The sequence below is a fragment of the Micrococcus sp. FDAARGOS_333 genome, assembly GCF_002206575.2.
Lineage (GTDB): Bacteria > Actinomycetota > Actinomycetes > Actinomycetales > Micrococcaceae > Micrococcus > Micrococcus lylae.
Window position 1 is genome coordinate 2,281,271 of the sequence record NZ_NJFJ02000001.1, and the last position, 21,280, is coordinate 2,302,550.

Annotated in this window: 20 protein-coding genes, 1 pseudogene and 1 riboswitch; of the genes and pseudogenes, 10 read left to right on the forward strand and 11 right to left on the reverse strand. The window is 69.7% G+C overall.

Translation table 11 applies throughout. The features are described 5' to 3' along the window. Positions 1 to 66: 66 nt before the first annotated feature. The 3 genes and pseudogenes from CEQ11_RS10065 to CEQ11_RS10075 form a co-directional block, all read right to left on the reverse strand. Positions 67 to 873, reverse strand: coding sequence for an AAA family ATPase (locus CEQ11_RS10065; RefSeq protein WP_088478509.1), 807 nt, complete (start codon positions 871 to 873; stop codon positions 67 to 69). Next, positions 874 to 2,268, reverse strand: a complete 1,395-nt coding sequence (locus CEQ11_RS10070) for a Mu transposase C-terminal domain-containing protein (protein WP_088478510.1) — start codon at positions 2,266 to 2,268, stop codon at positions 874 to 876. Position 2,269: 1 nt separating this feature from the next. Next, positions 2,270 to 2,869, reverse strand: a pseudogene (locus tag CEQ11_RS10075) (recombinase family protein). Positions 2,870 to 3,200: 331 nt separating this feature from the next. Here CEQ11_RS10075 and CEQ11_RS10080 point away from each other — a divergent pair. The 4 genes from CEQ11_RS10080 (at position 3,201) to CEQ11_RS10095 (ending at position 7,198) form a co-directional block, all read left to right on the forward strand. Further along, positions 3,201 to 4,700 carry an MFS transporter gene (locus CEQ11_RS10080; protein WP_088478512.1) on the forward strand — a complete coding sequence of 500 codons (1,500 nt, stop codon included), beginning with the start codon at positions 3,201 to 3,203 and terminating at the stop codon, positions 4,698 to 4,700. A gap of 17 nt (positions 4,701 to 4,717) precedes the next feature. Then, positions 4,718 to 5,290, forward strand: coding sequence for a TetR/AcrR family transcriptional regulator (locus tag CEQ11_RS10085; protein WP_088478513.1), 573 nt, complete (start codon positions 4,718 to 4,720; stop codon positions 5,288 to 5,290). Next, positions 5,287 to 5,616, forward strand: coding sequence for a DUF3817 domain-containing protein (locus tag CEQ11_RS10090; RefSeq protein ID WP_042329407.1), 330 nt, complete (start codon positions 5,287 to 5,289; stop codon positions 5,614 to 5,616). Before CEQ11_RS10085 ends, CEQ11_RS10090 begins: the two co-directional genes overlap by 4 nt. Before the next feature lie 511 nt (positions 5,617 to 6,127). Continuing rightward, positions 6,128 to 7,198, forward strand: coding sequence for a GNAT family N-acetyltransferase (locus tag CEQ11_RS10095; protein ID WP_088478514.1), 1,071 nt, complete (start codon positions 6,128 to 6,130; stop codon positions 7,196 to 7,198). 24 nt (positions 7,199 to 7,222) lie between these two features. Here the strand turns inward: CEQ11_RS10095 and CEQ11_RS10100 are convergent, their stop codons facing one another. Further along, positions 7,223 to 8,098: an ArgP/LysG family DNA-binding transcriptional regulator gene (locus tag CEQ11_RS10100; protein ID WP_088478515.1), complete on the reverse strand. Its 876-nt coding sequence runs from the start codon at positions 8,096 to 8,098 to the stop codon at positions 7,223 to 7,225. Positions 8,099 to 8,169: 71 nt separating this feature from the next. Between CEQ11_RS10100 and lysE the strand changes: the two genes are divergently transcribed. Continuing rightward, positions 8,170 to 8,784 carry an L-lysine exporter gene (gene lysE / locus CEQ11_RS10105; RefSeq protein WP_036381373.1) on the forward strand — a complete coding sequence of 205 codons (615 nt, stop codon included), beginning with the start codon at positions 8,170 to 8,172 and terminating at the stop codon, positions 8,782 to 8,784. A 29-nt stretch (positions 8,785 to 8,813) separates the two neighbouring features. Here lysE and CEQ11_RS10110 read toward each other — a convergent pair whose 3' ends face one another. The 7 genes from CEQ11_RS10110 to CEQ11_RS10140 all read right to left on the reverse strand — a co-directional run bounded on the left by CEQ11_RS10110 (position 8,814) and on the right by CEQ11_RS10140 (position 15,261). Continuing rightward, positions 8,814 to 9,401, reverse strand: a complete 588-nt coding sequence (locus CEQ11_RS10110) for a PIN domain-containing protein (protein WP_088478516.1) — start codon at positions 9,399 to 9,401, stop codon at positions 8,814 to 8,816. Further along, positions 9,401 to 9,913, reverse strand: coding sequence for a helix-turn-helix domain-containing protein (locus CEQ11_RS10115; protein WP_088478517.1), 513 nt, complete (start codon positions 9,911 to 9,913; stop codon positions 9,401 to 9,403). Before CEQ11_RS10115 ends, CEQ11_RS10110 begins: the two co-directional genes overlap by 1 nt. Before the next feature lie 75 nt (positions 9,914 to 9,988). Continuing rightward, positions 9,989 to 10,330 carry a luciferase family protein gene (locus CEQ11_RS10120; RefSeq protein ID WP_010080039.1) on the reverse strand — a complete coding sequence of 114 codons (342 nt, stop codon included), beginning with the start codon at positions 10,328 to 10,330 and terminating at the stop codon, positions 9,989 to 9,991. Between the two features lie 195 nt (positions 10,331 to 10,525). Next, positions 10,526 to 11,557, reverse strand: coding sequence for a methionine synthase (locus CEQ11_RS10125; RefSeq protein ID WP_088478518.1), 1,032 nt, complete (start codon positions 11,555 to 11,557; stop codon positions 10,526 to 10,528). Continuing rightward, positions 11,554 to 12,600: a putative oxygenase MesX gene (locus CEQ11_RS10130; protein ID WP_088478519.1), complete on the reverse strand. Its 1,047-nt coding sequence runs from the start codon at positions 12,598 to 12,600 to the stop codon at positions 11,554 to 11,556. The genes CEQ11_RS10125 and CEQ11_RS10130 overlap by 4 nt, the downstream gene beginning before the upstream one ends. Next, complete coding sequence (locus tag CEQ11_RS10135) at positions 12,597 to 13,907, reverse strand: cystathionine gamma-synthase (RefSeq protein ID WP_088478520.1); 1,311 nt, start codon at positions 13,905 to 13,907, stop codon at positions 12,597 to 12,599. Before CEQ11_RS10135 ends, CEQ11_RS10130 begins: the two co-directional genes overlap by 4 nt. Before the next feature lies 1 nt (position 13,908). Continuing rightward, complete coding sequence (locus tag CEQ11_RS10140) at positions 13,909 to 15,261, reverse strand: O-acetylhomoserine aminocarboxypropyltransferase/cysteine synthase family protein (protein WP_088478521.1); 1,353 nt, start codon at positions 15,259 to 15,261, stop codon at positions 13,909 to 13,911. A gap of 7 nt (positions 15,262 to 15,268) precedes the next feature. Next, positions 15,269 to 15,381, reverse strand: a riboswitch (SAM riboswitch). Between the two features lie 306 nt (positions 15,382 to 15,687). Between CEQ11_RS10140 and CEQ11_RS10145 the strand changes: the two genes are divergently transcribed. The 5 genes from CEQ11_RS10145 to CEQ11_RS10165 all read left to right on the forward strand — a co-directional run bounded on the left by CEQ11_RS10145 (position 15,688) and on the right by CEQ11_RS10165 (position 21,280). Then, a complete protein-coding gene (locus CEQ11_RS10145; RefSeq protein ID WP_255397901.1) occupies positions 15,688 to 16,065 on the forward strand; it encodes a hypothetical protein in 378 nt (125 codons plus the stop codon). Positions 16,066 to 16,331: 266 nt separating this feature from the next. After that, entirely contained in the window at positions 16,332 to 18,260 is a 1,929-nt protein-coding gene (locus CEQ11_RS10150) for a nucleoside-diphosphate sugar epimerase/dehydratase (RefSeq protein ID WP_088478522.1), read from the forward strand. Beyond that, positions 18,257 to 19,405 carry a DegT/DnrJ/EryC1/StrS aminotransferase family protein gene (locus CEQ11_RS10155; protein WP_088478523.1) on the forward strand — a complete coding sequence of 383 codons (1,149 nt, stop codon included), beginning with the start codon at positions 18,257 to 18,259 and terminating at the stop codon, positions 19,403 to 19,405. The genes CEQ11_RS10150 and CEQ11_RS10155 overlap by 4 nt, the downstream gene beginning before the upstream one ends. Continuing rightward, positions 19,402 to 20,436 (forward strand): ATP-grasp domain-containing protein, encoded by a 1,035-nt coding sequence (locus tag CEQ11_RS10160; RefSeq protein WP_088478524.1) that lies wholly within the window; start codon positions 19,402 to 19,404, stop codon positions 20,434 to 20,436. The genes CEQ11_RS10155 and CEQ11_RS10160 overlap by 4 nt, the downstream gene beginning before the upstream one ends. Further along, complete coding sequence (locus tag CEQ11_RS10165; RefSeq protein WP_088478525.1) at positions 20,423 to 21,280, forward strand: sugar transferase; 858 nt, start codon at positions 20,423 to 20,425, stop codon at positions 21,278 to 21,280. Before CEQ11_RS10160 ends, CEQ11_RS10165 begins: the two co-directional genes overlap by 14 nt.

Here is a 21,280-nt window from a genome sequence, read left to right on the forward strand (position 1 = left end):
GCCATGCGCCGTGTGCGCTGTGAAGCTGATCAGTAAATGGCGTGCTTCTGGCGGGGGTGAGTGGCGTTAGCTGGTGATGAGGGTGCTGGCGGCTGCTTCGATGACGTCGTCGGTGATGGTGTCGAGTTGGTTGATCTTCAGGACGCGTCCGATCTGGGGGAAGAGGCGTTCGAGGAGGCGGAAGTTGCCTCGGGTGATGCGTTCGATCGCGGCGATCGCCTGGGCGTCGGTGAAGTCTTCGGGGTCGAGGGTGCGGCCGAGGCGTTTCCAGTGGCGGGTCAGGACGAACAGCAGTTCCTCGCGTGCGAGGGCGCGGTAGCGGTGGGAGAACCCGAGGCGGCTGTAGAGCTGGGGGTAGTGGCGGAAGCGTTGGTCGATGCCGGGCATGCCGATGAACATGAGGGCGACGTGGTGACGGTCGTGGAGGTCTCGGAGGAGTTCGAGTGAGGTTGGCGTGAGTCGTTCGGCTTCGTCGATGATGATCAGCTCGGTGAAGTCGATGGTGCGGGGAACGTCGGTGGTCGTGATCTTCCCGATCGCGCAGAGATGCTCGTAGATCAGCACTCCGACCTTCCCGCGGTAGAACTCGATGTCGCGCAAGAGATCGCGGTGCTTGGCGAGGACCTCGGGGGTGTAGAACACGGTGCGGGAGCGGTGGGCGGCGGCGTAGTGTTTCAGGTCGGCTTCGCTGCGCGGTCCCCAGGTGTGGATGAAGGGTTCGAGGGTGTCCCAGTGCGCGTACCGGCGGGCGGACTGCGTCTTGCCGACCCCGGCCTCGCCGTGGCAGATGCCGATCGTGACGTCCTTGCGGATGGCGCCGGCGAACTCTGTGAAGCGGCGGTGTTCCTTGGTGACGATGAAGTCGCGGTTCATCTACTCGTCCTCTTCGTAGGTCTTCAGGCGCTTCCTGGGCCGGCGTGCGGGAGCGGACGGTGTTGGTGCTTCGTCAGGGGGTCGTGGAGTCGTGGGGATTCGGTCGTTGATGTCCTTGCGCAGCTGTCGGCGGCGGGCTCGTCGGGCGGTTTCGATGTCGTGGAGGCTGTAGCGCTGGTTGGGGTGGGCTTCATCGATCGCTGTGCACACGAAGGTGTCGTGGTCGTAGACCCGGATCTCGGACAGGTCCCGGGGGTCGTAGCGGATGGTGACCGTGCGTCCGACGAACGAGGCGAGCGTGGGCGAGAGATAGCGCTGACCTTGGAAGCGGATCCCGTCGCGCTGGACGGTGCGATGCTTGGAGACCCGCAGAAGCAGCCCGTCGAGCTCCTCGAGACTCTCAGGGAGTCGCGGCAGCCATCCCTCAGCGATCCAGGCCGCCTTCGGGCTCGTGCGGATCGCAGTGTGCGTGCGCTGGTTGTACTGGCTGACGAACTCCCCGACGGCCCGGTCAAGACCAGGAAGGTCCAGCACCGGCACGGGGTGTGGGTGTCCAGGGGTGAGGCGCCCGGGCAGGGTCGCGAGCAGTTCGGTGTTGACGGTGTGGAAGAACCGCTCGATCTTCCCCCTGCCCTGGGGGCGGGCGACGGCGGAGTGGATGACGCGGATCTTCAAGGCGATCGCGGTGTACTCGAGATGATGGCTGGTGAAGTCGCTGCCGTGGTCGACGTAGAGGACGTCTGGGATGCCGCACATCGGCCAGGCGGGGTCGCTCTTGGGCCAGATCGCTTGGCGCAGCGCCAGTGCGGTGTTCATCGCCGACGGCGCGCCCTCGAAGACCATGTACCCGCAGATCGCCCGCGAGTAGTCGTCCATGACCGTGGTCAGCCAGGGCCTGGATGGTCTCCCGCTGGGGTCCTTGATGAGGATGTCCAGCTCGGTGTGGTCGACCTGCCACAGGGCATTGGGCCGCTCAGCGCGATGACGGAAGACGAGCTCGTGGCGATTCCGGTAGGACACTGGCCCCTCGAGCGCGAGCGTCACCATCCCTGGATCCAGCCCCTGCACGATCGACCGCACTGTCGCGTAGCTCGGCGTACTCACTCCTCTTCGTGCAGCCTCGGCTACGGCCAGGCGATGCAGCGTCGCGATGCTCGGGCGAGGCCTGGTCAAAGCCAGGTGCTCCACGAAAACCACCAGCTCAGGCGCGGTCCGCCGCACGCCGGCATCGGCGCGCTGCGCCCGCTCAAGAGCCGAGATACCGCCTGTCCGGTAGAGGCTGTGCCAGCGCGAGAGCGTTCGCTCTCCCACCCCGGTCTCCCGGGCGAGGCTCGCCAACGGGATACCGTCTTCGACGTGGAGCCGCAGGATCTTCCACTTCTGCGACCCGTCCACGTCACGCCTGCGCGATGCTCTCGCGAGCGGCGGCGTCCCGCTGGTGGCGGTAGAGCGTCGCCCTTGACCACCCCACCAGGCGCGCCGCCTCCTCAGCGGTGCGACCCTTCGCTCTCTCCTCGGCAGCGATCGCGAGCTTGCGATCCACGACCTCCGGGTTCACGGGCGGCCGGCCAAACTTCGTGCCCTGGGCCCGGGCTGCTGCGATTCCAGCGTTAACGCGCTCGGTGATCAGCTCGCGTTCATACTCCGCCAGCGTTGCCAGCATCCCGAGCATGAGCCGGCCCGATGGCGTCTCGGGATCGATCCCGTCGGAGACTGACTGGACCTTCACGCCGCGGTCCCGCAGCAGGTTCACGGTGTTGAGCACGTCGATCAGCGACCGGCCCAGTCGATCGATCCGCCAGACCACCACCGTGTCCCCAGGCTCCGCGTAGGCCAGAAGGTTCTTCATGCCCGGACGCTCCGCCGCGCTCTTCGCCCCGGACGTCACGTCCGAGAACACATCCCGCTTCTGCACACCGGCTGCAAGCAGAGCGTCAAGCTGTAGCGCCGGATCCTACCCCGCCGTCGACACCCGCGTGTACCCCAGAAGCCTCATCACCACATGATGCCTCACAAACCATCCGAGTCGGAAGATCTGAGACGAAACACGGTGCGACGACTTCACGAGACGCCGGGGCGCACTATCGACCCAGCGCGACACGGGCTCTCCGTCGCTAGACCGTGTGTCTCATAAAACTGTACCCAACTGAGGCACCAGCTCGTCCGGTTTTGCCTGCATCGAAGTGCCGCGCCTTCGCTCTAAAACCTTCCAAGCTTCGCCGCCCGCACGCCATGCATAGCGCGCGCCGTGAGTCTCTCCCTCCGTCGACTTAACTACACCATCCATCCGGTACAGTTATGTCGTTCACGACGAAGGGAAGACGCGCATGTCCGCGATGACGAAGAGGCGACGCTGGTCGCTGCTGGTGACGGTTGGAGCAGGTCTGCTGCTGATCACCTTGGATAACTCGATTCTCTACACGGCCCTGCCGACGCTGACTGAGGAACTGCAGGCTTCGAACACACAGAACCTCTGGATCATCAATGCCTACCCCCTGGTGATGGCGGGGCTGTTGCTGGGCAGCGGAACCCTGGGGGATCGCATCGGCCACACGCGGATGTTTGTTGTCGGTCTGGTGATCTTCGGACTGGCTTCCCTGCTGGCAGCGTTCGCTCCGTCACCCGAGGTCCTGATCGCTGCGCGTGCTGTGCTCGCTGTCGGTGCGGCAGCGATGATGCCGGCCACCCTGGCGCTGATCCGCACCACTTTCACGGTCGAGCGTGAGCGCAATATCGCCATCGCGGTCTGGGGAAGTATGTCGGTCATCGGGTTCGCCCTCGGCCCGATTATTGGCGGCACACTCCTTGAGTTCTTCTGGTGGGGCTCGGTGTTCTTGATCAACGTGCCCGTTGTGGTGCTGGCGCTGGTCGCTACCTGGCTGATCCGCCCGGCCAACGACCCGGATCCCTCGAAGCGATGGGATGCCATCTCCTCGATCTTGGTGATGATCGGGCTTGTCGGAACGGTGATGGCCATCAAAGAGATCGGCCACGCGCCGCCCTCGGCAACGACCACCATTGTTGCGCTGCTCGTTGCTGCCATCGGGTTCTGGCTGTTCGTGCGCCGTCAGCGAGGTATGGAGCAACCTCTGTTGGAGTTCTCCATCTTCGGCAACCCGGCGTTCACTGCCGGAGTGCTGGCCGCGTCGTTCGCGATGTTCGCGATCGGGGGCATCCAGCTCGTCACCACGCAGCGATTCCAGCAGGTCGCCGGATTCAGCCCGCTGGAAGCTGGGCTCTTGGTCGCCGCGAGCGCCGTGGGCACGTTGCCGACAGCGCTCCTGGGGGGCGCGTTCCTGCACCGCACCGGACTGCTCGCGCTCATCACCGGCGGTCTCGCCTTCGCCACCGGCGGCGTCGTGGTGACGGTCATCGGATTCCAGTCGTCCTTCGGCGTGCTGATCCTCGGACTGCTGTTGACCGGAGCTGGTATCGGAGCCGCCTTGGCGGTCGCCTCCACCGCGATTATCGGGAACGTGCCGGTGCGCCGAGCAGGCATGGCCGCCTCGATCGAAGAAGTCTCCTACGAGTTCGGCAGCCTCATTGCAGTGTCCGTGCTCGGGAGCCTGCTCACGGCTATCTACGGCGCACGCGTCGTTCTACCCGACGGCGCCCCGGACGCGGCTGGCAACAGCATCGCTGAGGCACAGGCTGCTGCGCAGGGTGACGCAGAGATCCTCCAGGCGGCGGCGACGGCTTTCGACTCCGCCTACCTCGTTGTGATGCTGGTCGTCGCAGTCGTTCTCGCGGTGGGCGCAGTCATCACCGGAGTGCTTCTGCGCCGGTACCTGCCTGGCACCCAGTCACAGCTGCACTCCGAGCACTGACCGAGAAAGGACCGCCCATGCGGACCAGTAGACGGGACACGATCCTCAAGGCCGCCCTCAGTGTTGTCGAGACCGACGGCGTCACGGCGCTCACGTACGAATCCGTCGCCGCCGCCTCCGGACTCACCAAAGGCGGGCTGCTCTACCACTTCCCCTCGAAGGACGCCATGATGCTCGCGCTGCACGAACATCAAGCCCAGCACTGGGACGAGGAGATGATCCACGCACTGGGCAAGGACCCGGATGAGGCATCGCAGGATGAGCGACTCGCCGCCTATGCCCGAGTCAGCGCCCGCGGCGCCACCGGCGCGGAGTTACTGCTTATGCTCGAAGCGAGCACCGACAGCGAGCTCAGCAAGCCGTGGAAACGAGTCATCACTCGCTGGGTCCCCGACCCCGCCAGCATCGACCCGACCGACCCTCGGGCACTGCAGAAGATGGTCGCCTACCTCGCTGCCGACAGTCTTTGGCTCAGCGAATCCGTCGGCGCGATCCCACTACCCCACCAGCTGCGCGCCGCGCTGGCAGAGCACCTCGCCCGCTCCGTCGCGGACGCAGACGAACTCCCGAGCAACGAGGCGAACCAATGAGCGCAAGCACCCAGCAGCGTTATGGACTTCCGCTTGTGGCAAGAGTCTCCATCGTCGCGGCCTTTCTCGAAGCCTTCACCTGGGCTGGTCTGCTCGCGGGGATGTTCCTCAAGTACGTGACGGGCACAACCGACGTCGGTGTCAGCATCTTCGGCGCCCTGCACGGCGGCATGTTCCTCATCTACCTCGCCATAGCGCTCATCACCGCCATCACCCTGCGGTGGCCATGGCGGGTCACAGCTCTCTCGATCATCGCCGCGGTACCGCCACTGACGACCATTCCCCTGGAGATCTGGCTACGTCGACGAGGACACCTCAGCTGCTGACGATGACACTGCCGCCCTCGCATCGGCGGCAGGACTCTCGACCACGGACGGCCAGACCACGCTTGTCATCGGTACCACCAACTAAAGCCGCCACGGAGCATCGACAGAACACCGCCATTTACCGGCGAAGGTCACATGTGCGCCCCCTCCGGCCCTGTCCGCCCGCCGCACGGCTCGCCACAACCAACCCGCCAGAGCGGCAGCCGCTCGTGCGTTTCTGGCGAGCCCTGGGGCGCGCGGGGGGCGCCCACCTGGACACCCAGTTTTCGCGCCGACCGGATCCCGCCCGATATGCGAAGAGTTCCCCGCGCGTCAGGTGGAATCCGCGCTGCATCTCGACGACAAAGGCCCTTGCCCACCGGTCCGGGTCGTGAAACAGTTCACCCCATGATGCAGCAGCAGTGACCCCGGGGGTCCGACGACCCACCACCGGCCTCCCCGCGCGCCCGTCTCGAGCACGGCTCGACGGGCGCCTCTGCGCCCGCCCCTTTCTTCAGAGAGCAGTCACCGCATGCCTGACATCATCGAATTCCCCCTGCCCGCCTCGTCGGACGACCCCCGCTGGCGGGCCTACTGCCAGCTCGGCAACGAGTACAACAACGAGCTGATCGGCACGACCGAGTGGGACGAGACCCCCACGGACGCGCTCATCCAAGCCGCCGCCGAGACCGACCACACGCAGCGCCGCTACCTGGCGTACGTCGACGGCGAGGCGGTCGGCTACGCCCGCGCCCTGATCAACCACGTCGACGACCCTGACGCGGCCGCCCTCAACGTCTACATCCACCCGCGGCACCGCGGACGCGGCCACGGCCGCGCACTGGCCGAGCGGCTCGTCCTGGACACCGCCGGCCTCACCCGTTTCGAGACCTGGCCGCTGACGCCGCGGCCGGTGGCCGGGCAACGGGCGCTCACCCCGCCCAACGGCGCCGGCGCGGTGCCCGCCGAGCATCCGGGTGTGCGTCTCGCCCAGTCCTACGGCTTCGCGCTCGTCCAGATCGAGCGGGTGAGCCGGTATGACTTCGCCGATCCGGGGATCGACCCCGCCGTCGCCCTGGCCGGGGCCGAATGCGTCTCGTCGGACTACGAGCTCCACGCCTGGGAGGGCGCGGCCGACGCGTCCCTGCAGGACGACCTCGCCATCCTCAAGGCCCGCATGGCCACGGACGTGCCCTCCGGGGAACGCACCGTGGTGGAGCAGGTCTGGGACGCGGCCCGCGTGCGTCGCATGGACGAGCAGATCCTCACGACCGGCCGGCTCTTCCGCGCGGTGGCGCGGCACCGTGCCACCGGCCGGATCGTCGCCCTGAGCGAGCTGGTGGCGCCCCGCTCGCGTCCCGACGGGCTCATCGACCAGTGGGACACCATCGTGCTGCCCGAGCACCGCGGCCACCGCCTCGGCATGCGCGTGAAGGCGGCGAACCTCATCGCCGTCCGCGACGCACTGCCCGAGGCCCGCGCGATCATCACGTGGAACGCCGAGGAGAACCGGCACATGCTCGACGTCAACGAGGCGCTGGGCTTCCGGCCCGTGCTGGTCGAGGCCTCCATGGAGGCGCCGGCACCCCTGCGACGTCGCTGACGGCCCGCGACCCGCGGCGCCGCCTCACCCCCGCTCGAGCGTCCGCTGGGCCGCCTCCCGCACCGCCCGCGTGAGCCGCACCAGGCGCGTCACGGGCAATGTGGCCGCCTGCCAGTACAGGGGCACGAGGACGTCGTCGAGCCCGGGCACGCGGACCAGCCGGCCGGCGCGCACGTCCTCGACGGCTTGGTCGTCCACGAGCATCCCCCACCCCAGGCCGGCCCGGACGGACCGGTGGAACCCATCGAACGACGGCGCCAGGTGCGTGGGCGGGGCGACGTCCAGCCCGGCGCCGCTCAGCGCGAGGCGCTGCAGGTCGTCCTTCGCGTTGTAGCGCATCATGGGCATCGCGCCGAGGTCGACGACGTCGCCCGCCGCGTGCCGTGCGAGCAGGGCCGGCGCCACGAGCGGGACGTAGCGCATGCTCCCCAGCGGCTCCGCCGCGCACCCCTGCACCGGCTGCGGCTCCGTGGTGACGGCGGCCAGCACCTCACCGCGGCGCAGCAGCCGGGCGCTGTGGTCCTGGTCCTCGACGTGCAGGTCCAGGACCGTGTCGTCCCAGTCGGCGGCCTCCGCCAGGACCGGCCCGAACCACGTGCCCAGCACGTCGGCGGGCACGGCCAGAGAGGTGACGCTGCGCCCGGCCGCCGTGCGGCCCAGCCCGGCCCACGCCTCCTGTTCGAGCACCCGCATGTGCCGGGCCACGCGCACCAGGCCGACGCCGGCCTCGGTCGGCTCGCAGGGCGCGCCGCGCCGGAGCAGCACCTGGCCCACCTCCCGCTCCAGGGCGCGGATGCGCTGGCTGACCGCGGAGGCGCTGACGCCGAGCTCGTACGCGGCCGCCTCGAACGAGCCCTCGTCCGCGATCGCACGCAGCGCCTGCAGCTGATCCAGGTTCATGAAGCAGAGCTTAGGTGCCTGCAGTTCTCTTCGTTTGGCTCAGGCCGGGCCGCGCCCTAGCGTCCTGATCCATGTGGACCCTCGCCGGCACCGGCCTGCTCACCGGACTCGCCCTCATCGTCGCCATCGGCGCCCAGAACGCCTTCGTGCTCCGCCAGGGCGTGCGCCGGGAGCATGTGGGCGCCGTCGTGCTGGTGTGCATGGCCTCGGACGCCGTGCTGATCCTGGCCGGCACCGCCGGGGTGGGCGCGCTCGTGCAGGCCGTGCCGTGGCTGCTCGAGGTGCTGCGCTGGGGCGGCGCCCTGTACCTGCTCTGGTTCGCGGTCTCCTCCCTGCGTGCCGCGCTGCGCCCGCAGGGGCTCGTGGCCGAGCAGGCGCCGCGCACCGCGGGTTCGGTCATCGCCACCACACTCGCGCTGACCTGGCTCAACCCGCACGTCTACCTGGACACCGTGGTGCTGCTGGGCAGCCTCGCCAACCAGCACGGTCCCGACGCGCGGTGGGTCTTCGCCGCCGGCGCCGTCGCCGCCTCGATCCTGTGGTTCACCGCGCTCGGCTACGGCGCGCGCCTGCTGGCCCGGGTGCTCGCCGACCCGAAGGCGTGGCGCGTGGTGGACGTGGTGATCGCGGTGGTCATGGCGGTGCTCGCGGTCCGGCTCATCGCCGGTTCCGGCGTGTGGGGGTGAGCCGATGCCGGCTCTGGCGTCGGGCTGAATCAAGGTCGCTCAACGTCGACCCGCCAGAGCTGGGCTCGTGCGGCCTCCGCGAACAGGGGTGCACCGCACGGCACCAGCCGCTCAAGGACGTCCCTGACGGTCAACGGAGGATTCCGTGTCGCGCTCGCTTGTGCTGCGAGAGCCGTCATCACTCGAGCGGGGTCCAGGTCGAGCTGGTTCATGAAAAACTCGTCCGGACTCTGCACCTCGATGTCGAAGGACCCAACGACCTCACGCGGGAAATCCTTCAGATTCGCCGTGACGATCAGATCAGCACGTCCCTGGATCGCGGCGGCGACCACATGCCGATCATCGGGGTCCGGAAGATCAATCCCGGGCACGAGCTGTTCCCACCCCTCGACCCGCGCGTCGTCGAAGGCGGCGTCCATGACCCCGGCACGGTGACGCGCCGCCCCCGACGCACGCATGTCTGGATGCATCGCCTCCAGTGTGCGCACTGTCTCGTCGAGGATCCGCCCGCTCCATACCGGCCGATAGAGGCCCGCCTCGGCCAGATGCAGCAAGGTGTCCGCTTGGGCGATGGGCACGAGGACGCACGCGTCGAGCACCGCGCTGAAGCGAGCCACTACCCGCGCTCACCCCGGAGGTCGGCGCGAGCCTGCCGCAACGCCTCGCGGTAGGACTCCGCATTCTGGCCGTAGAGCCCTGCAGACGAGGCCTCCCCTACGAGGTCGCTCAGCGCGGCACGCCGCTCCCCACGCTTCCGCCGCTGATAGGACACGACGTCTTGGAGCCGGATGCGTCGGTGCCGACCACCGGTCGTCCTCTCGTACGGCAACGCGCCCTCCTCGAGCAGCCTCACCAGCGTGGGACGACTGATGCCGAGGAAGTTCGCCGCCTCCTGCGTCGTGAGCAGCTGGTCGACGGGTGCCACCGTGATGGCCTTGCCCACCCGCATCGCCTCGACGACGTCCCGCAGGACGTTGAAAGCCTCTGGCGGCAGGGGAACCTTCTGCCCATCAGGGCCGACCAGGGCGGCCGGCTGCGTCAGGCCGTCGAGGAACCTGCCGACGTCGAGCATCTCCTCGAGGTCCGTCGGCGGCAGCACCGTGTGCTTGTCATTCACCGTCGCAGTCATGGAGCAAGACTACCCGCGAAAACGAAAAATTCGCAGCCCCCTCCCGCCTCCGCTTCCCCGCCCCGGGCCGCTGTGTCAGCCGCGCGCGTAGGCGAGCGACTCCTCGATGATCCCGACGACGACGGCCAGCTCCGCCTCGTCCCGCGGACCGTAGAGCATCCACTCCGTGCCGAAGTCCGCGTAGCCATGCGGTTCGAGCCATCCGAGCTCGGCCAGACGAACGCCGCGCTCGGGCGCCAGGACGAGGTGCACTGACGTGTCGTCCACCCCATGCAGGTGCACCGGCTCCCAGCGCCGGCCTGGTGAGAGGTTGACCTCCGGGGTGCGCTCCTCCGGCCGGCCTGTCAGGTGGACGGCGCGCGACGTTGCTGGCGAGACGGTGCTGTGGCCCTCCTCGACGCCGTCGAGGGCGAACACCGCAGCGATCAGACGGCCCCACAGCTCCGGCGACGATTGCTGATCAAGCTGTCGGTGGGGCCCCTCGGTCGACGTCGCGGGACGACCGCCCGGCCGGGGATCGTCAGCGGTGAGCCGGGCACGGGGGCTCGCATCAGGATCCATGCAGACGATCCTGACGAGGCCCCACCGGCCAGGCAAGGCCACCAGGCCCCCTCACTCCCCGCCCAGCTCCTCCCGGAGGATCCGCGCGCCGGCCACGAGCGCCGCCGTCTTGTCCCGCGCCACCGAGCGAGCCAGCGGCGCCATGCCGCAGTTGGTGCTCGCGATCAGCTTGTCCGCGTCCACGAACTCGAGGGTCTCCCGGAGGGTCGCCGCGACCTCCTCGGGCGTCTCGATCTCGTCGCTCGCCACGTCGATCGCGCCGACCATCACCTTCTTGCCGCGCAGCAGGCCGATGAGCTCCGCCGGCACCCGGGAGTGGTGCCGCTCCAGGGCGATCGTGTCGATCGTGGACTCGCGCAGCAGCGGGAACGACGTCTCGTACTGGCGCCACTCCTCCCCGAGCGTGGCCTTCCAGTCGTTGTTCGCCTTGATCCCGTAGCCGTAACAGATGTGCACGGCCGTCTCACACGTCAGGCCCTCGGCCGCACGCTCGAGCGTCGCCACGCCCCAGTCACGGACGTCGTCGAAGAACACGTTGAACGCGGGCTCGTCGAACTGCACGACGTCGACGCCCACCGCCGCCAGCTCCCGCGCCTCCTCGTTGAGGATGCGCGCGAACTCCCACGCGAGCTTCTCGCGGCTGCCGTAGTGGCGGTCGGCGAGGGTGTCGATCATGGTCATCGGCCCGGGCAGGGTCCACTTGATGGGCCGGTCCGTCCGCGCGCGCAGGGCCTTCGCGTCGTCCACGAACACCGACGACGGTCGGCCCACCTCCCCGACGACGGTCGGCACGCTCGCGTCGTACCGGTCGCGGATCCGCACCGTCTCGCGGCGGTCGAAGTCCACGCCGCCGAGGTGCTCGATGAACGTGGTGACGAAGTGCTGGCGGGTCTGCTCGCCGTCGCAGACGATGTCGATGCCCGCGCGCTCCTGGTCGGCCACGGCGAGGGCGAGCGCGTCGAGCTTGCCCTCGCGCAGCTGCTCCCCCTCGAGCTTCCAGGGTGACCAGAGCGTCTCCTCCTCGGCGAGCCAGCCGGGCTTGGGCAGGCTGCCGACGAGCGTGGTGGGGATCAGGGTGGTCATCGGGTCTCCTCGGTGTCTCGTGCGGCGTGGGCGGTGGCCCAGCGCTCCAGCAGGTCGCAGTGCGGTCCCACGAAGTGCTCCTGCGTGTACTCCCCCTGCTCCCGGCCGAGGCGGGCCCGCTCCTCGCGGTCGTAGGCGATCCGGGTCTGCGAGAAGTCGCCGTGGTCCAGGCACGGCCGGTAGACCTCGCCGGCCCTGGTGTTCGCGTTGTAGATCTCCGGCCGGTAGATCCGCTGGAAGGTCTCCATGGTGGCGATCAGCCCGGCCAGGGAGAGGTTCGCGTGGTCGTTGAGCAGGTCGCCCCGCGAGTAGAACGCCAGCGGCGCCACGGCCCCGCGCGGCAGGAAGCACCGGATCCCCAGGCCCATCCGGCCGAAGTAGCGGTCCGTGCGGGAGGGCTCGTCCTGGCGGTACTCGACCCCGAGCACGGGGTGCTCGTTCGTCAGCCGCCGGTAGGTGCGGCTCGTGGACACGCTGATGCAGATCACGGGCGGATGCGGGAACCGCTCCCGGTACGCCTGCGAGTCGAGCAGGTGCCGGAACAGCCGCCCGTGCAGGTCGCCGAAGCCATCTGGCTCCTCGGTCCCCGGCGACGTCGCCGCGTGCGCGGGCAGCACCACGGAGAAGTCGTGGTCGCGGACGTAGGAGGAGAAGTTGTTCCCCACACTGCGGCCGAGCACGGCGCCCGTCGCGCGCTCGACCACCCGCACGTCGAGCATCTCCATGAGCGGGAAGTCGACGTCCGCGCCGTCGTCGGCGGTGAAGTGCACGTCGATCGAGACGATCTCGATCCGCGCCGTGTAGCGGTCCCGCTCCGGGTTGTCCCAGGGGGCGAGGTCGTTGAGGCGCCCGTCGATCATGGCCAGGGCGGCGCGCAGGTTCTCCCGCCGGTCCGCGCCGCGGGCGAGGTTCGCGAAGTTCGTGGTGGCGCGCGTGCTGGTGGCGGGCGTGTAGTCCTCGTCGAACGGCGTGGTGTGGACGCTGAACGTCAGGTCGTCCACGCGGGTGGGCGCGGTGCTCGGGACAAGTGTGGCGTGGCTCATCGGGTCCTCTCCGGGGTGCGGACGCGGGTGGTGCGGTGGTGGGCGGGTGCGGGACGGGGCACCGCGGACGACGACGGCGCCCCGCGGCCGGCGGCGACGCGTGCGGCGCACTCGAGGCCGGCCTCGAGGTCCGCCTGCAGGTCGGCCACGTCCTCGATGCCGACGGAGAGCCGGACCAGGTCCGTGGGGACGGCCAGGGGCGTGCCCCGCACGGAGGCGTGGGTCATCTCGGAGGAATAGCAGAGCAGCGATTCGACCCCGCCGAGGCTGACCGAGAGCGCGAACAGCTCGGTGGCCTCGGCGAACGCGCGGGCCGCGGCCTCTCCCCCGGCCAACCGGATGGAGACGATGCCGCCGAAGCCGTCCATCTGCCGCGCGGCGAGCGCCTGGCCCGGGTGGTCGGGCAGCCCGGGGTAGAAGACCTGGGCGACCTCGGGGCGGCCCTGCAGCCAGCCCGCGAGCGCGGCGGCGTTGGCGCCGTGCCGGTCCATGCGCAGGCCGAGCGTCTTGAGGCCGCGGGCGGCGAGGTAGGAGTCCTGCGGGCCGGCGACCGCACCGGCGGCGAACTGCTGGTAGGCCACCGCCTCGGCCAGCGCCCGGCCGCGGAACTCGCGGTCGGCCACCACCACGGCGCCGCCGAGCACGTCCGAGTGCCCGCCGATGTACTTGGTGGTGGAGTGCACCACCACGTCGGCGCCGAGGTCCAGGGGCCGCTGGAGGTAGGGCGAGGCGAACGTGTTGTCCACGACCAGCAGCGCGCCGGCGTCGTGGGCGATCTGCGCCCAGGCGGCCAGGTCCGCGATGCCGAGCAGCGGGTTGGAGGGCGTCTCCACCCACAGCAGCGCGGTGCGGCCGGGGCGGACGGCCGCGGCGACCGCCGTCGGGTCGGTGATGTCCACGGGGGTGTTGGACACGCCCCACGGCTCGAGGACGGTGGTGATGAGGCGGTGCGTGCCGCCGTAGCCGTCACCGCCCATCACGATGTGGTCGCCGGGGCGCAGCACGGCCCGCAGGAGGGCGTCCTCGGCGGCGAGCCCGGAGGCGAACGCGAACGCCCGGTCGCCGTGCTCGAGGGCGGCGAGCTGGGTCTCGAAGCCGTTCCGGGTCGGGTTGGAGCCGCGGCTGTACTCGTGCCCGGCGCGCAGCTCGTTGATGCCGTCCTGCACGAAGGTGCTGGTCTGGTAGATCGGCGGCACCACGGCGCCGGTCAGCGGGTCGGGCTCCTGGCCGGCGTGCACCGCGGTGGTGGTGAAGCCGCGGACGGCGGGACGGGAGACGGAGCGGGTGGTGTGGTGGACGGCGGTCATCTCAGCGCACCTCCTGGGTGACGGCGGTGGTCTCGGGGACGGCGGCGGGCGTGGTGGCTGGGACGGCCGGCCCGGCGGCGGTCACCACGGCCAGGGCACGGTCCAGGTCCGCGATCAGGTCGTCGGGACACTCCAGCCCGATGGAGAGCCGGACGGTGGTCTCGGCGATCCCGGCGGCCTCGCGCTGCTGCCGCGTCAGGCGACAGTGCGTCATGGTCGCCGGGTGCGAGACGAGGGACCGGGCGTCGCCGACGTTGACCACCAGCTGGAACAGCTCGAGCGCGTCGAGGAACGGGGCCACGGCCTCGGGACCGCAGGCCAGGTCGAAGGAGAACACCGATCCGACGCCGTCCGGGAAGTCGCGGGCGGCCAGCGCCGCGCTGGGATGCCCGGCCACGCCGGGGTGGTGCACCCGCGCGACGGCGGCGTGCCCGGCCAGGTGTTCGGCCACGGCCAGGGCGGTGGCGGTGTGGCGGGCCACGCGCAGGTCGAGCGTCTCGAGCCCCTGGATGAACTGCGCCGCGCTCGCGGGGGCGAGGGTGGGGCCGAGGTCGTGCAGGAACTTGCTGCGGGCCAGCGTCAGGTAGGCGCCGCGGCCGTGCCGCTCGACCAGCGTCTGCCCGCCGTAGCGGGCCTTGGGTCGGGCCAGCTGCGGCCACCGGTCCGGCGCCGCACCGTAGTCGAACGTGCCGCCGTCCACGATCGCGCCGCCGAGCACCGCTCCGTGCCCGCCGAGGAACTTGGTGGCCGAGTGCACGACGACGTCGGCGCCGTGCTCCAGCGGCCGGTAGAGGGCCGGCGTCGCGAGGGTGCTGTCCACCACCACGGGCACGCCGGCAGCGTGGGCGAGGTCCGCGAGCGCGGGCAGGTCCGGGAGGGTGGCGAGTGGGTTGGTGATGGCCTCGAGGAAGAACGCGCGGGTGTCGGGCCGGACCGCGGCCGCCCACGCGGGCGGGTCCGCCGGGTCCGCGAAGGTGACCTCGATGCCGAAGTCCGCGAACGTGTCCGTCAGCAGGTCGACGGTGCCCCCGTAGAGCTGGCTGGAGGCGACCAGGTGCTTGCCGCCCTGCAGCAGCGCCAGCAGGGACAGCGCGACGGCGGCCTGGCCGGTGGCCGTGGCGATCGCGCCGATGCCACCCTCCAGTGCGGCGAGGCGGTTCTCGAACACCGCGACGGTCGGGTTGCCCGTGCGGCTGTAGGTGAAGCCGGGGGTCTCGAGCCGGAACATCGATGCCGCCGTGGCGTGGTCCGGGAAACGGAACGCCGTGGTCTGGTGGATGGGCGGGACGACCGGCCGGTGGGGTGCGGCGGGCTCGTAGCCGGCGTGGACTTGTTGTGTGGCATGACGGGGCATCTGCTCTCGTCCATCGGTCCTGGCGGTAGCACCGGGCCTGCCGTTCCCGTGAGTCCGGGGTCGGCGGGCTGGTTGCTGCGGCGTCGTCGAGCCAGATCTCTCGGCCGCTCTGGATGGGTGGTGCGCCCATCCCACGCGGTGGGCCGCCGCGAGTCCAGCGGAGGTCCGGTCAGCACGTCACAAGGACGGACTCGCCGCCACCCGGAACCTGTCGGTGCCGTTCGCAGGTGCGGCGAGGTCCGGGTGACCCGTTGTGACGGCCCTGCGACCGGTACCCGTCATGCCGGCGGTGCCGACGCCACCGCCCGACGGTGGGGACCGGCACGTGACGCCACCCGTCGGCGGGTTGGGACGGACCCGGGGCGGATGCCTACGGTCGCCCCACCCGCCCACGGTGCGGCCCCACGGCCCGGTGACGATCCTCAGGTGCTACAGGTGGTGGGTGAGCTGGAGGCCGCCGCGTTCGGGGCGCAGGCGGCGTTCGACGCCGTCGTCGGGCCCCTGGATCGTGCGCTGCGGGCCGAGGCGGCGGGCGCACCCCTGGCCGAGGCCGAGGTGGACGCGGTGTACACCGCCGTCTACGCCGCCCAGCAGGTGATCGCTCGGGCCGCCCTCGACGCGGCGACCGGCCTGTTCGAGGTGGGCGGGGCCTCCGCGACCCTGCGCACACGCGGGCTGGACCGGCGCTGGCGCAATGCGCGCGTGCTCGCGAGCCACAACCCGCTGATCTACCGCGCCCGGCTGCTCGGCGACCGGGCCGTCAACGGCACGCCGCTCGAGCGCCACTATCGGCTGGGCGGCTGAGACGCAGGACGGCGTGGCACCGAGTCACGGGGACCCGGCGCCACGCCGGGCCAGACAGTCGCCGAAGACACCGGACCGCATCGATGCTTCCCGCAGGCCCTTCTGTTTACCGAAACGTCATCCACACCGGATACACTTCTCAGAGTTCTCAGGCCACACCCACCATTCTCCGGCGCAGGGACTGGTTCCCCCGTGAGGCCGAGAGACCTGAGAAACAGCACTATGCTACGTGTGAGTGACATTTCCCGAAAGGAACTCCTGATCCGATGACGGCAACATCAGCGCGCCCGAGGTTCGACCGCCTGCCTCCCCTGGCCCGACATCTGCTGTTGATCCTCTGGGACAGCCTCTCCTGGGTCCTGGCGCTGCTGGCCTTCCTGCTGGTGCGGTACGACTTCGGCCTGTCCAACACCCAGTGGAACTGGGTCCTCCTGTTCACCGGCATCGCCGTGGTGCTACAGGTGGGCGCCGGCCTGGTCACGCAGAACTACCTGGGGCGCAACCGCGTCGGCAGCTTCTCTGACGTCGGGTGGACCGGCGTCCTCGTCACCGGCATCGCCCTGGTGATCGGCCTCGCCCTGAGCGTCGTCTCCGAGAACTTCCCCCGCGGCGTCGCGCTCACCCTGCCGCCGCTGGCTCTGCTGTTCATGCTGGCCGGCCGCTTCACAGTCCGCAATGTCACCGACTCCGGTCCCCGCGCCGACGTGAAGGACGCGGTCCCCGCGCTCGTCTACGGCGCCGGAAACGCCGGGCACCAGATCGCTCAGCTGATGCGCCAGGCCGAGGAGCCGCCCTACCGGATCGTCGGCTTCCTGGACGACGACAAGGGCAAGGCACGCCTGCGCGTCCACGGCCACAAGGTCCGCGGTCGCGGCAAGGACCTCGCCGCCGTCGCCGAGAAGCAGGGCGCGGAAGCGGTGATCTACGCGATCTCACGGGCGGATGCGGCACACGTGGACAACGTGAGCAAGGTCTGTGAGGACAAGGACCTCGACCTGATCATGGTGCCCCCGCTGCGCGAGATGGTGGGCGGCCAGGTCACGCTCGGATCCCTGCGTCACCTCAACGTCACCGACCTGCTGGGCCGCCGGCCCATCAAGACCGATCTGACCTCCATCTCCGACTACGTGACGGGCAAGGTCGTGCTGGTCACCGGCGCCGGCGGCTCCATCGGCTCCGAGCTCGCCGTGCAGCTGCACCGCCTGGGCCCGAAGAAGCTCCTGCTCCTCGACCGCGACGAGTCCGCCCTCCACGGCGTCCAGCTGGACATCTACGGCAACGGCCTGCTGGACACCGATGACATCGTCCTCTGCGACATCCGCGACACCGAGGCGCTCCAGGCGGTCTTCGAGCGGCATCGTCCGGAGGTCGTCTTCCACGCCGCCGCGCTCAAGCACCTCCCGATGCTCGAGCGCTTCCCCCTGGAGGGATGGCGGACCAACGTCCTGGGCACCCGCAACGTCCTGCAGGCTGCGCACACGGTGGGCGTCGAGCGCTTCGTGAACGTGTCCACGGACAAGGCGGCCGCACCCACGAGTGTCCTCGGAGCCACCAAGCGCCTGGCCGAGCGCCTCACCGCGTGGTACGCCAACGAGTACGGCGTCCCCTACCTGTCCGTGCGGTTCGGCAACGTCCTCGGTTCCCGCGGCTCGGTGCTGATCTCCTTCCGCAACCAGATCGAGAAGGGCGGGCCGGTCACCGTCACCCACCCGGAGGTCACCCGCTACTTCATGACGATCCCCGAGGCCTGTGAGCTCGTCCTGCAGGCAGGCGCGATCGGACGTCCCGGAGACGTGCTCGTGCTGGACATGGGTCAGCCGGTGAAGATCCTCGACGTGGCCAAGCGCATGATCGCCGAGTCCGGCCAGGACATCGAGATCAACTTCACCGGCCTGCGGCCCGGCGAGAAGATGCACGAGGTGCTCTTCAGCACTGCCGAAGCAGGAGCCACCAGCGAGCATCCGCTGATCAGCGAAGTCCAGGTGCCTGCTCTGGATCCTGTCGAGGTCGCCGCGGTGCCAGACGGCAGGCACGCGGTGCTGGGCATGATCACCGAAGAGCCGAACGCGGATGCGACGCCGGCCCACAAGGCCGCAGATGCGACACCGGCGGAGAAGGCCGCAGACGAGCCCGCCACCGCGGACCACCACGAGACCGAGACGACCGGAAACGACCAGACAGGACTGCGCCCGTGAACGACCGCATCTTCCTCTCCTCTCCCGACGTCACCCAGGCGGAGGAGGACGCCCTCGTCCGGGCGTTCCGCTCCGGATGGATCGCCCCACTCGGCCCGGAGGTCGACGCGTTCGAGACCGAACTGGCCGAGTACACGGGCCGCCGGCACGCCGTCGCCCTGTCCTCCGGCAGCGCGGCGCTGCACCTCGGCCTCCTCAACCTCGGGGTCGTGCCCGGCGACGTGATCCTGACTTCGTCCCTCACCTTCGCCGCCACCACGAACGCGATCGTCTACACCGGGGCCGAGCCGGTGTTCGTGGACGCTGATGAGACCGGCAACATGAACCCGGACCTGTTGGAACGGGCCTTCGCCGAGCTCGAGGCCGAGGGTGTGCGCGTGAAGGCGGTCGTGCCCGTCGACCTGCTCGGAAAGGTCGTGGACCACGAGCGCATCGGACAGATCGCCGAGTCCCACGGCGCCAGGGTCCTCTCCGATGCCGCCGAGTCCCTCGGCGCGACGCGCAACGGACGCTCGTCCGGCGCATACGGCGTCGCCGCCGCCGTGTCCTTCAACGGCAACAAGATCATGACGACCTCGGGTGGCGGTGCCCTCCTGACCGACGATGAGGACATGGCTCAGCGGACCCGCTACCTGGCCACGCAGGCCCGCCAGCCCGTCGTCCACTACGAGCACACGGACATCGGCTACAACTACCGCCTGTCCAACATCCTGGCCGCGCTGGGCCGGGCACAGCTGGCTCGCCTCGAGGACATGATCGAGCGCCGTCGTGCCCTCCGCCTCCACTACCGGGAGCTCTTCTCCACCGTGCCCGGCGTGGACATGTTCGGTGAGCCTTCGGGTGCCGACGGCGGTGACACGCAGGACAACTTCTGGCTCTCGTCCGTGCTGGTGGATCCTCAGGAGGCCGGCTTCACCGCCGAGGACCTGCGCGCGCACCTGGCGGACCAGAACATCGAGGCGCGCCCGCTGTGGAAGCCCATGCACCTGCAGCCGGTCTATGAACAGAAGCGGGCCTTCACGGACGGCACCGGAGAGCGCCTGTTCAACACCGGCCTCTCGCTGCCGAGCGGCTCGGTGCTCGACCAGCAGCAGATCGCACGCGTCACCGAGTCGATCACGAGCTTCCTGGAGGCGCGTGCATGAACATCCTCCTCTCCTCTGTGGGACGTCGCCCCTACCTGGTGCGCTGGTTCCGGGACGCACTGGCGGAGAACGGCGTCGAGGGCAGGGTGATCGCCGCCGACGTGGACCCGTTCGCCCCCTCGCGGCCCTTCGCCGACGCCTTCGTCCAGGCGCCGACGGTCGTCGACCCCTCGTATGAAGCCTGGCTGCGGCAGACGTTGGTCGACCACGACGTCGATCTGGCCGTGTCCATCAACGACTTCGAACTCTCCACCTGGGCCATGCTCCCGGACTCCGACGACTGGTCTGCCCTGGTCCGGTTGGACGCGGACACCCAGCGGCTCATCGAGGACAAGTACTCGACGAGCCAGGCGCTGTCCGAGGCGCAGGTGCCGTCCCCGGTGACCTGGCTCGGCAGCGAGCCTCCCGCCGAGGGCGACGCCGCCGGACCGTTCGTCACGAAGGGGCGCTATGGCAGCGCCTCCCGTGGGCTGAGGTTCGTGGACCGCGCCGGCCTGGCGGATGCGCTGCGGGAAGCGTCCCAGGAGGTGACCACCCGCCAGGGGGTCCCCGCCTCCCAGCAGGACGAGGTGGCACCGGAGGAGCTGCTGGTCATCCAGGAGAAGATCGAGGGCGTGGAGTTCGGGCTCGACGTGGTCTGCGATCTGGACGGCCGCTTCGCCGGCGTACTCGCCCGCCGCAAGATCGCCATGCGCAGCGGGGAGACCGACCGTGCCGTCTCGGTCGATTCGGCGCCCTTCGAAGAGCTTGCCCGCGGCATCGCGGAGGCGATCCCCCACCCCGGAACCATCGACGTGGACGTGTTCGTCGATGACGACGCGAATCCCTTCGTGATCGACATCAACCCGCGGTTCGGCGGGGGCTACCCCTTCTCGCACATGGCGGGTGCCCGCGTCCCGAACTGCTATGTCGCCTGGAAGCTCGGCCGAGAGCCGGCCGAGCAGTGGCTGCGCAGCCGCGCCGACGTCGTCGCCGGAAAGTTCGTGGAGATCGCTGCAGTGAACGGGGAGGACACGCGTGCTCACTCCTGACTCGTCCTATGAAGAGAAGTTCTCCGCCCTCAACCAGCGGATGCGGTGGGAGGTGGCGGACGAGCTGCGCGCGGCGAACCTGGACCACGTCAACCGTCTGCACCCGGTGGTGGAACCTCGGGACACCTTCTACACCCGGTACGGCAAGAGGGCCCTGGACATCGGCCTGTCCGGTGGCGCTCTGCTGGCCTCCTCCCCCGTCATCGGGGCCCTGTGCCTCGTGACCCTGAAGGACCTGGGGCGACCGATCCTGTTCACCCAGGAACGGCCCGGTCGCCTCGGCAAGAAGTTCCGCATGGTGAAGCTGCGCACCATGCGCAACGCGTATGACGATCAGGGCAAGCCTCTGCTCGGAGAGCTCCGGGTGACGAAGATGGGGCGTCTGATCCGTCGGGCATCCCTGGATGAGCTGCTGAACTTCTGGAACATCTTCAAGGGTGACATGTCACTGATCGGCCCCCGCCCGCTGGTGCCCGAGTACGTGGAGCGCTTCAGCGATCGCCACCGCCAGCGCATGGCCGTCAAGCCGGGGTTGGAGTGCCCTACGCCCCGGCCGCCCAAGGGGCCCATGTCCTATGACGACCAGTTCGAGAACGACTGCTGGTACGTGGAGAACGTCTCGCTCAAGACCGACGCCTGGCTGATGTTCCGGGTCCTGCAGACGGCCCTGGACCGCCGGCAGAACAAGGCGAGGGGATCCTCCTCACGCGGGTCCTTCATGGGCTACGACCGCGAAGGGCGCGTGATCACCACGGCGGCCCTGCCGGACTGGGCCCTGGACAAGGTGCTGATCCGCCACGGACTCATGACGGCCCCCGCCCCTCACGCTCAGCAAGGAGCATGA